This is a genomic window from Desulfuromonas sp. TF (genome assembly GCF_000472285.1).
Classification (GTDB): domain Bacteria; phylum Desulfobacterota; class Desulfuromonadia; order Desulfuromonadales; family ATBO01; genus ATBO01.
Genome location: NZ_KI421415.1, coordinates 164,723 through 174,571, shown reverse-complemented (window position 1 = coordinate 174,571; position 9,849 = coordinate 164,723). Strand labels below are relative to the sequence as shown.

At 60.2% G+C, this 9,849-nt stretch carries 13 protein-coding genes; 9 read left to right on the top strand and 4 right to left on the bottom strand.

The window, feature by feature from the left end; all coding sequences use genetic code 11:
• On the top strand, window positions 1-432 hold a 432-nt coding region (locus DTF_RS26930), incomplete at its 5' end, for an EAL domain-containing protein (protein WP_193352687.1).
• A 38-nt stretch (window positions 433-470) separates the two neighbouring features.
• On the top strand, window positions 471-656 hold the full coding sequence (locus DTF_RS0106570) for a hypothetical protein (RefSeq protein WP_027714680.1): 186 nt from the start codon (window positions 471-473) through the stop codon (window positions 654-656).
• 191 nt (window positions 657-847) lie between these two features.
• Here DTF_RS0106570 and DTF_RS0106565 read toward each other — a convergent pair whose 3' ends face one another.
• The gene (locus DTF_RS0106565) at window positions 848-2,689 is read right to left on the bottom strand and encodes an ABC transporter ATP-binding protein (RefSeq protein WP_226989196.1); all 1,842 of its coding nucleotides are present in this window, start codon (window positions 2,687-2,689) and stop codon (window positions 848-850) included.
• Window positions 2,690-2,857: 168 nt separating this feature from the next.
• Here DTF_RS0106565 and DTF_RS0106560 point away from each other — a divergent pair, with 168 nt between their 5' ends.
• Window positions 2,858-3,370 carry a peptidylprolyl isomerase gene (locus tag DTF_RS0106560; protein WP_027714678.1) on the top strand — a complete coding sequence of 171 codons (513 nt, stop codon included), beginning with the start codon at window positions 2,858-2,860 and terminating at the stop codon, window positions 3,368-3,370.
• A gap of 93 nt (window positions 3,371-3,463) precedes the next feature.
• Here the strand turns inward: DTF_RS0106560 and DTF_RS0106555 are convergent, their stop codons facing one another.
• Genes DTF_RS0106555 through ylqF form a run of 3 tightly spaced genes read right to left on the bottom strand, consistent with a single transcriptional unit; the run spans window position 3,464 to window position 5,061 of the window.
• Entirely contained in the window at window positions 3,464-3,784 is a 321-nt protein-coding gene (locus DTF_RS0106555) for an RNA-binding protein (RefSeq protein WP_027714677.1), read from the bottom strand.
• Window positions 3,777-4,205, bottom strand: a complete 429-nt coding sequence (locus tag DTF_RS22265) for a YkgJ family cysteine cluster protein (RefSeq protein ID WP_051361025.1) — start codon at window positions 4,203-4,205, stop codon at window positions 3,777-3,779. Before DTF_RS22265 ends, DTF_RS0106555 begins: the two co-directional genes overlap by 8 nt.
• Window positions 4,186-5,061 carry a ribosome biogenesis GTPase YlqF gene (ylqF, locus tag DTF_RS22260; RefSeq protein ID WP_051361023.1) on the bottom strand — a complete coding sequence of 292 codons (876 nt, stop codon included), beginning with the start codon at window positions 5,059-5,061 and terminating at the stop codon, window positions 4,186-4,188. Before ylqF ends, DTF_RS22265 begins: the two co-directional genes overlap by 20 nt.
• Before the next feature lie 306 nt (window positions 5,062-5,367).
• Between ylqF and DTF_RS0106540 the strand changes: the two genes are divergently transcribed.
• The 6 genes from DTF_RS0106540 to trpD all read left to right on the top strand — a co-directional run bounded on the left by DTF_RS0106540 (window position 5,368) and on the right by trpD (window position 9,817).
• The gene (locus DTF_RS0106540) at window positions 5,368-5,721 is read left to right on the top strand and encodes a translation initiation factor Sui1 (protein WP_027714676.1); all 354 of its coding nucleotides are present in this window, start codon (window positions 5,368-5,370) and stop codon (window positions 5,719-5,721) included.
• Window positions 5,722-5,727: 6 nt separating this feature from the next.
• Entirely contained in the window at window positions 5,728-6,039 is a 312-nt protein-coding gene (locus DTF_RS0106535; protein WP_027714675.1) for a Smr/MutS family protein, read from the top strand.
• 94 nt (window positions 6,040-6,133) lie between these two features.
• Entirely contained in the window at window positions 6,134-6,454 is a 321-nt protein-coding gene (locus DTF_RS0106530) for a hypothetical protein (RefSeq protein WP_027714674.1), read from the top strand.
• Between the two features lie 91 nt (window positions 6,455-6,545).
• Complete coding sequence (gene trpE, locus DTF_RS0106525) at window positions 6,546-8,027, top strand: anthranilate synthase component I (protein WP_027714673.1); 1,482 nt, start codon at window positions 6,546-6,548, stop codon at window positions 8,025-8,027.
• An 80-nt stretch (window positions 8,028-8,107) separates the two neighbouring features.
• Window positions 8,108-8,674 (top strand): aminodeoxychorismate/anthranilate synthase component II, encoded by a 567-nt coding sequence (locus tag DTF_RS0106520; protein WP_027714672.1) that lies wholly within the window; start codon window positions 8,108-8,110, stop codon window positions 8,672-8,674.
• Between the two features lie 93 nt (window positions 8,675-8,767).
• Window positions 8,768-9,817 carry an anthranilate phosphoribosyltransferase gene (gene trpD / locus DTF_RS0106515; RefSeq protein ID WP_027714671.1) on the top strand — a complete coding sequence of 350 codons (1,050 nt, stop codon included), beginning with the start codon at window positions 8,768-8,770 and terminating at the stop codon, window positions 9,815-9,817.
• Window positions 9,818-9,849 lie beyond the last annotated feature (32 nt).

Genomic DNA, 9,849 nt, shown 5'->3' with positions numbered 1-9,849 from the left:
AGAGTTGAGACGCTGCAAAAAGCGCCCCCAAAAGGAGGATTATGCCATGGCCCGGGAGCTTTCCTGCAAAAAGCCCCAACCATGCACCGGCTCAAGGGACTCGGTATCGGTCTCAGCCTGGACGATTTCGGAACCGGCTACTCAAGTCTGAATTACCTGCGGCGTTTTCCCGTCGACAGCCTTAAGATCGACCGCTCATTCATCACCGACGTCACCAGCGATGCAGGTGCCGCGGCGGTCGCCACCAGCGTCGTGGCCATAGCACACAGCCTGAGACTCACTGCAATTGCCGAGGGGGTGGAAACGAAGGAGCAGTTGGCCTTCGTGCGTGAGAGCCGATGCGACGGTCTGCAGGGTTACTACTTCAGCAAGCCGCTGCCAGCCGATGAAATCGTCCGACTGCTTCGGGAAGACCGCCGTCTGGAGAGTTGAGACGCTGCAAAAAGCGCCCCCAAAAGGAGGATTATGCCATGGCCCGGGAGCTTTCCTGCAAAAAGCCCCATGAGCACCATCTGCACCTGTGCAGCATGAAAACCCATCTGCCGGAGAACGAACTGGCTCTTCTGAGGAAAAATCCGAAGTATGTCTGCGCGATTTGCGGCGGACGGGTCGACCGGGGCTTCAATCTCTGTGCTCCCAAGCGCATAAGGACCTGAGAGCCGGAACCCTTTCGGAAAGATCGCAGCCTAGTGTCCCGTTTGGTTAGTCCATTCATATAATTCTGAGGCATTTTGGTTGCTGGCAAGGCGCGTCGACGCAGGCCTAGCCTGAGCTAAGCCGAGGAGACGCAACGCAGCTAGCGGCCAAAAGGGCCAGAATTAATGGACGGAATTAATTAATCGGGACACTAGCGATACCCCCTGGCCTGCAGAGTGAAGAGCTGGGCGTACTGGCCTCCCTGCGCCATCAATTGATCATGTCCCCCCTGCTCCACGATTCGCCCTCCGCCAATGACCACGATATGGTCCGCCATTCGTACCGTGGAGAAACGGTGCGAAATGAGAATGGTCATCTTTCCATCGCAGAGTTCGCGGAAGTGCTCGTACAGGCTCGCCTCGGCTTTGGCGTCCATGGTGGCCGTCGGTTCATCGAGGACCAGGATGTCGGCGCCGGTGCGCATGAAGGCCCTTGCCAGGGCGATCTTCTGCCACTGCCCCCCTGAGAGCTCGCGGCCTCCCTTGAACCAGCGGCCGAGCTGGGTATCGTAGCCCTCGGTCATCTGTTTGATGAAAGGGGCGGCCATCCCTTTTTCGGCGGCCTCGTGCCAGCGCTGCCGGTCGTCGAAATGGGAGACGTCGCCGGCGCCGATATTCTCGCCGACCAGCATCTGGTAGCGGCCGAAATCCTGAAAGATGACTCCGATGCGTCGGCGAAGGGCATCGGTATCCCACTGCCGCAGGTCGAGGCCGTCCAGAAGGATCCGTCCCGAATCCGGTGTATAGAGGCGGGTGAGCAGCTTGATCAGGGTCGTTTTGCCGGAGCCGTTTTCTCCGACCAGGGCCAGGCTCTGGCCGGGTTTCAGGTGCAGGGTGATGTCGTTCAGCGCCGGCTGCTCGCCGCCGGGATAGGTGAAGCTGGCCCCTTCGAAGCGGACGCCGTCTCCGGGACACGGCCCGGCGGTGAACTCCCCGGCCGGCTGGGGGACTTCCTGCTCGAGGTATTCGTAAAGGTTGGAAAGATAGAGGTTGTCTTCGTACATGCCGCTGATGGCTGAGAGGCTGGCTGAAACGGCGGACTGCCCCTGTTTGAACAGCATCAGGTACATGGTCATCTGACCGAGGGTGATGGCGCCCTCGATGGCTGCCAGGGCAATCCAGGCATAGGCGCCATAGAAAGCGGCGGTGCCGATCAGCCCGAGGGAGAAGCCCCAGAAATCCCGGCGCAGGGTCAGGAGGCGGTCCTCGGCATAGAGGCGGGCGAAGATGTCGCGATAGCGCTGCAGCAGTTTCGGCCCGAGGCGGAAGAGCTTCACCTCCTTGGCGTGGTCCTCGCGGGCGAGGACCGTCTCGATGTAGAGCTGCATCCGGGACTCCGGCGAGCGCCAGCGGAAAAGCCGGAACTTGTCGCCGGAGAACTTGGCCTCGGCGATGAACTCGGGAAGCCCGCCAACAAACAGGATCGCCACCGCCCAGGGAGAAAACTGCACCAGGAGCACCGCATAGCTCGTAAGGGAGACGGCATTCTGCACCAGTCCGAAAGTGCGGTTGACCAAGCTCAACGGGCGCGAGGAGGCTTCGCGGCGGGCGCGGGTGAGCTTGTCGTAAAATTCGGAATCCTCGAAATGGGCCAGGCGCAGGGTGAGGGCTTTCTCCAGGATCATGAGATTGATCCGCTGCCCCATCAAAGCCCGCAGCAGAGACTGGCAGACGGAGATGCCGCGCTGGGCGCCGGCAATGGACGCGATGAGGCCGCCCTCCAGTGCGACAAGAAGGAGGACCGGGGCGGTTTCGGCGGCGCCGGAGGTCTTGTGCAGTTCGATCGCCGCCACCACTCCGTCGACGATCAGCTGGCCGACCCAGGCGACGGCCGCCGGCAGGATCCCCGCGACCAGAGTCAGCAGGGCGAGGACCAGGGTGAGGTCGCGCCGGGTCGACCAGACCAGCTCCAGGGCGCGCCGGCTGTAACGGAAGATCCCGATGAAGCGCCGGGGCAGGTCGGTATCGTCAGTCGTCCAGTCGTACTTTTTCACGGTTGTTCCAGGTCATGGCATTTATATTGGAGGATATGGTTTCTTCGAAAAGAGGATACTACCCTTGAGGATCCCTGATCAACCCGCTTCTGCTTGTCTCGCGGCAATGTTTTACTTATAATCCCTTCCGTGATGTGCATCCCCAAATTCAATCAGAGGTATACCACCATGAGCGTATCGAATCCCTTCATTCAGATGGAAACGTCCCTCGGCGAGATCATCCTCGAGCTCGATGTTGAAAAGGCCCCTGTCTCAGTCGAGAATTTTATCTCCTATGCCCGCTCCGGTCACTACGACGGCACCATCTTTCATCGGGTGATCAAGGGATTCATGATCCAGGGCGGCGGCCTCACTCAGGACATGCAGGAGAAAACGACCCGGCCACCGATCGTCAATGAGGCCCGCAACAAGCTGAAGAACAGAACGGGGACCGTCGCCATGGCCCGCACCGGCGAGGTCGACAGCGCCACGGATCAGTTTTTCATCAATACGGAGAACAACAAGTTTCTGGACAACACCGGCACGAGTCCGGCGGATTTCGGCTATGCGGTATTCGGCAAGGTCGTGGACGGGATGGACGTGGTCTACATGATCGAGCAGCGCCCCACCAATTCCGTGGCCGGGCATGACGACGTGCCGGTGGAGCCGGTGGTCATTACGAAAGTGACGGTGATCGACTGACGATCATTCGGGGGGATTTGACTTAGGTTTACCGTAAAAGGGCGGTCCGAAGAGGCCGCCCTTTTACGTTTCCGCAGGTGAAAGTGGAACGATCTATTTCCGTCTCCCAGCGGGGCCTCGCCCCTGTCCTCGTTTTTCACTGACGCCGGCGCTCCTCTGCTCGGCAGGCTTTTGCGGCCGGGCCTCGCTCACCTCAATGACGCGGTCGACCAGGAGGGTGCCATCGAGGGTGGCGATCGCCTTTTTGGCTTCGACATCGGCCATCTTAACGAATCCGCATCCCTTGAACTGACCCGTTTTCGGGTCTTTTATCAGGTGGATCGATTTCACCCGGCCGGCCACCGAAAACAGCTTCAGGATATCCTCTTCCGTGGCCTTGAACGAGATGTTCCCTACATACAGGTCTTTACCCATGGTTTTTCCTCTTTCGAATGGGGGCCTCTTGCATTTCATCACTATTCGGCGGAGGTGAGCCTGCCGCCGGAATTGAATATCCCGGACAACCCGTCTGCAGAGCATGCTTGCGATTGTCGGGGAATTGGCGGCAATGGTCCGGCTTGATGTCTTCGATACCGCAGAGATGGCCGGCTCCTTCCGGCAGGTCCAGGAGCCAGGGGCACCGGTCGGCATCCTCACCCGTCTCGGGGTCGATCCAGGCGAGATGCAGGATATTGCCCCGGCCGAGATCGAGAGTGTCGATCCGGGCCATTATATCGCTGCGTCCCGCGCTTTTCCATCGTTCGAGATCGCCGTCGGAGATGCAGCCCCGGTAGGCATCCACGAGATGGAGGCAGCAGTGGCCGCAGTTCCGGCAGCTAAATCCCTTCCTCTTCATTCTCCCTCTTCCCGGCGGCTTCCGAATCCCGCCCGGGCGCTTCGAGGCTGACCCGGCCGAGCATCCCTCCACGAAGCTCCCGCAGAAAGGCTTCGGCGGCCCGGTGCAGGTCGATCTCCCCGCCGCTGACCAGGCAGCCTCGCCGCCGGCCGACCTCTTCGAGCAGGGCGGTGGCGGTCTCGGGCATTGCGTCGAGTTTATAGCGCTTCAGGACAAACTCCGGGTAGTACTGTGCCATTAAGTCGGCGGCAAAGAGGGCCACATCGGCATAGTCCATCGCGCTGTCGCCGATGGCGCCGCTGGCGGCGAGCCGATACGCTCCATTCTGGTCGCTCATCACCGGCCAGAGCAGCCCCGGCGTATCGGAGAGCAGAATGCCGTTGCGCAGATCGATCTGCTGCGGACAGGTGGTGATGGCGGGCTTGTCGCCGACCCGGGCGATGGTCCTCCCCGCCAGGGTATTGATGAGGGTCGATTTGCCGACATTGGGAATGCCGATGACCATGACCCGCAGCGGTTTGCCGGGCTTGCCGCGGTGAGGCGCCAGGTGGCGGCAGAGTTTTGGAATGCGCCCCGCCTCGATGCGCTTGCGGGCTTCCAGGGGAAGGGCGCGCACACCGGCTTCCTTTTCAAAATGTTTTACCCAGGCCCGGGTGATTGCGGGGTCGGCAAGATCGTTCTTGTTGAGGACCTTGATGCAGGGCTTGACCCCGCGCAGCTCGGCCAACAGCGGGTTGGCGCTGGAGGCGGGGAGGCGGGCGTCGAGAACCTCGACGATCACGTCGAAATTCGGCATCGTCTCGGCAATCTGCCGCCGTGCCTTGCTCATGTGCCCGGGGTACCATTCTATGGCCATCGGTGTTTCTTTCTTCTTTTCACGGATGTTGAAAAATCTTCAAACTGTCAATCTAACACATTCGGCGCCGGGAAAGTCAATTTTTCGCCAGCCGTTCAATCCGCAGAGCGGTCGCAGGTTGACGAACCGGATCTCCATGCCCTAGAATTCGGAAGGCGTGACTCTCCATAAAGGTCAAAAACCTGCACGCGGATAACATCCGATCAAATCTGATAAAATCGGATCAAACATGAATTTCAATTAAATCTCTCTGTTGCCAGGTTACCCGGTAAAAGCCAAAAGCTTCCAAATTAAAGGTGGTTGCTCATGAAAGACGGCACGCGACTCGTCTATTCCTCGGATCAAGGCCGGATCTGCCCCGGGTGCGGCAAGCCGGTGGCCGGGTGCGCCTGCGCCCGGTCGAAGACATCGGAGAGCGGGGACGGCATCGTCCGCGTCCGCCGTGAGTCCAAAGGCCGCGGCGGCAAGACGGTGACCGTGGTCGTCGGCGTGCCCCTCGCGGGTGAGGCGCTGAGGTCATTGGCGGGAGAACTGAAACGCCGCTGCGGCACCGGCGGAACGGTCAAGGAGGGCAATATCGAAATCCAGGGGGATCATGCGGATCTTCTTGTGGCCGAGTTGCAGAAGCGAGGTTACGTGGTGAAACGGGCCGGAGGATAAGAGACTTTGAGCGTCGAAAGCGATGAGCCCGAAATTCCCGATACCATCGAACTGCCGATCGACGGGGTCCTTGACTTGCACACCTTCCGCCCGAAGGAGGTGAAGGATCTTGTGCCGGATTATCTGGAAGAATGCCGGAAACACGGGATTCTCGATGTGCGCATCATCCACGGCAAAGGAACGGGGGTGCTCCAGCGCAGGGTGCATGCCATTCTGGGCCGCCTTTCGGAGGTGCGATCCTTTCGACCGGCGGGAGAAGACGCCGGAGGATGGGGGGCCACCCTGGTTCGCCTGAACCCTTCGGAAAAGGACGGTTGAGAGGTTTCTCCATTGTCTTTGCCGCAACTTTTGACTAGGATGATACCCTTTGAAAAGACCGTCTTTCGAATCACTGACAAAGAGAGAACATCCCATGAGTATTTCAGATCGTTACCGGCAATTGGTAAACGAGATCCAGGCGTATTATGAAGAAATGAAGGATGTGGCCGCTTCCGAGGACATGGCGGAGTTGAGGATGATCGGCAAAGCCACCCTGGAGCTGAAGGATTTGCAGGATTCGGTTGGGGAGATCCCCCGCATCCGTCTGGAATCCCAACTTACTCCCGTGCTCCTCAAGGCCCACTCTCAGCTTGACCGAGCCCGGCTTCTGCTCGATGAGCAGGGGGAGGAAGACCGGGCGGCGGGGGTCTGGGAACTGGAACAGAAAATCTATCGGCTGTTGAACGATTTGTAAGGTCCCACGCTTCTTTCCCTCTGCCGCCCCAATTCTTGACGATTCCGCGCTTTCCGTGCTATTGTGCCCCATTTCAAGCACCGGAGACTTCATGTATTCCCCCACCCTCGAAGAATTCCTCGCTCACGCCGAAGAAGGCAATCTCATACCCGTCTACCGGGAGATCATGGCCGATATGGAAACTCCGGTTTCCGCCTTCAGAAAGATCGACGACGGCCGGACCTCTTTTCTTCTCGAGAGCATTGAAGGTGGTGAGAAATGGGCCCGCTACTCCTTTCTGGGCAGCGGTCCGGGGAAGGTCTTCCGCTGCCGCGGACGGCGCTTCGAAATCCTTGAGAACGGCCGTTTGTTGCGCGAGGGGGAAAGTTCCGATCCCCTGGATGAACTCAAGTCGTTCATGGCTCCCTACCGGCCGGTGCAGATCGAGAGCCTGCCCCGTTTTTTCGGCGGCGCCGTCGGGTATCTCGGCTACGATATGGTCCGTTTCGTCGAAGACCTTCCCGATTCCGGAAAACAGGATATAGGGACCTTCGATGCCTGTTTTCTCCTTACCGAAACGTTGCTGATCTTCGACAACGTGCGGCAGAAGATCAAGGTGCTCTGCAACGTCCACCTGCCGCCCGGAGAAGATCCCGCCTCCGCTTACCGCCGGGGCCTCGCCGGGATCGATGCCCTGATCGAGCAGCTGCGGACTCCGCTGCCCGTCCGCAAGCAGCAAGCCGCGCTCTCCCCTGCGGTGGAATTGACCCCGAATTTCACCCCGGATGCCTTCAAACGGGCCGTGGAGCAGTGCAAGGAATACGTGCGCGCCGGCGATGTGATCCAGGTGGTTCTTTCGCAGAGGTTCTCCGCTCCACTTGCCTCCGACCCCTTCGATATCTACCGGGCCCTGCGTACCATCAACCCCTCCCCCTATATGTTCTTCCTGCGTTTCGGCGAAACCCTGGTCATCGGCTCCTCCCCCGAGGTGCTGGTACGCAAGGAAGGAGACCAGGTGGAGGTGCGCCCCATCGCCGGCACTCGCCCACGAGGTTCCGATGCCGCCGAGGACGCTCGACTGGTGGAGGATCTGCTGGCCGATCCGAAAGAGTGCGCCGAGCATATCATGCTCGTAGACCTGGGACGCAACGACCTGGGGCGGGTCTGCCGCACCGGAAGCATTGAGGTCTCCGAACTGATGGTGATCGAGCGCTACTCCCATGTCATGCACATCGTCTCCAATGTGCGGGGCCAGCTGGAGCCCGGGCGCGACGCCTTCGACGTTTTCCGCGCCACATTCCCTGCGGGGACCCTGTCGGGAGCTCCCAAAATCCGTGCCATGGAGATCATCGACGAGCTGGAACCCTGCCGGCGCGAGATTTATGGCGGAGCGGTCGGCTATCTTTCCTTCTCCGGCAACATGGATCTGGCCATCGCCATCCGCACGCTCGTGGTTCAGGGGGACCGAATCCATCTTCAGGCCGGTGCCGGAATCGTCGCGGACTCCGTCCCTGAGACCGAATATGACGAAACGCTGAACAAGGCCCGGGGTGTGATGAAGGCGATTGAATTGGCGCAGCAAGGGTTGGATTAATTCGTGATCCGTGATCCGTGATCCGTGGCTCAGCTTTTCCGGTTCACGGTTCACCGTTCACGGCCTTTCGAGGTTTTCCTATGCTTTTGATGATCGATAATTACGACTCCTTCACCTACAACCTGGTCCAGTATTTTCAGGAACTGGGCGAGGAGGTGGAAGTCTTCCGCAACGACAAGATCACCGTTGACGAAATCCAGCGGAAAAAGCCGCGGCGGCTGGTGATTTCCCCAGGACCGTGTTCTCCCGTCGAGGCGGGGATCTCGGTTGCGGCGATCCGGGAACTGGCCGGCAAGATGCCGATTCTGGGTGTCTGCCTCGGGCACCAGTCCATCGGCCACGCCTTCGGGGGACGGGTGGTTCGCGCCGCCTCCCTCATGCACGGTAAGACCAGCCCCATCCATCATGATGGCCGAGGCCTTTTCAAGGACCTCTCCAACCCCTTCGACGCCACGCGGTACCACTCGCTGATCGTCGAGCTGGAATCCCTGCCGGAGTGCCTGAAGATCACCGCCTGGACCAAGGAGCAGGAGATCATGGGCATGGAGCACGTCGAACTTCCCCTCTGGGGAGTGCAGTTTCACCCCGAGTCGATCCTCTCGGTGGAGGGGAAAAAGCTGTTGAAGAATTTTCTCGACGTGTCCTGATGGCCACGTCGAGAGTCATTGGTCATTGGTCACTTGTCATTGGTTTCGGTTCTTAAACAGATGACAAATGACAACTGACAAAGGACGGCCTTTATGATCAAAAAAGCGATCGCAAAAGTTGTGGAGCGGCAGGACCTTTCCGAAGCCGAGATGATCGAGGTGATGAACCAGATCATGGGAGGAGAGGCGACTCCGGCGCAGATCGGCGCCTTCATTGCCGCGTTGCGCATGAAGGGGGAGACGGTGGCCGAGATTGCCGGCGCCGCCCGCGTGATGCGCGACCGGGCCACCCCGATCAGGGTCGGCCCCGTCCTCGATATCGACCGCGAGGATATCAACCTCGACCGGGAGACCATCCTCGATACCTGCGGCACCGGCGGCAGCGGCACCCGCAGCTTCAACATATCCACCACCGTCGCCTTCATCGTGGCCGCGTGCGGCATCAAGGTGGCCAAGCACGGAAACCGCAGCATCTCCTCGGCCTGCGGCAGCGCCGATGTCCTGGAAAAGCTGGGCGTGAATCTCGATGTGACGCCGGAGGCTGTGGGGGAGTTCATCCGGGAGGTGGGGATCGGTTTCCTCTTCGCCCCGGCCCTGCACGGAGCCATGAAGCACGCCATCGGACCCCGCCGGGAGATCGGCATCCGCACCATCTTCAACATTCTCGGACCGCTGACCAATCCCGCCGGGGCCGACCGGCAGGTCCTGGGAGTATACCGGGAGGAGCTGGTGGAAACTCTCGCTTCGGTGCTGATTCGGCTCGGCTGCAAACGGGGCTTCGTGGTCTACGGCATGGACGGCATGGACGAGGTGACCTTGAGCGCTCCGACCCGCGTCGGAGAGATCAGGGACGGCAAGGTAAGTCTCTACACGGTTGAGCCCGAGGATTTCGATCTGACCCGCTGTACTCTGGCCGACCTGCAGGGGGGCGATGCCGGCGAGAATGCGGTTATTGTCCGGGATGTCCTCGCAGGAAAGAAAGGCCCAAAGCGGGACGTGGTTCTGCTCAACACAGCTTTCGCCCTCGTTGCGGCCGACGTAGTCGATGAGGTGCAGGCGGGAATCGCCGCCGCCGCCGAAGCGATCGACTCGGGTCGGGCGCAGGAGAAGCTGGACGGTCTGGTGCGACTGACGAACGAATAAAAACATTGAGGTGAGGCGTGAGGTGTGAGGAG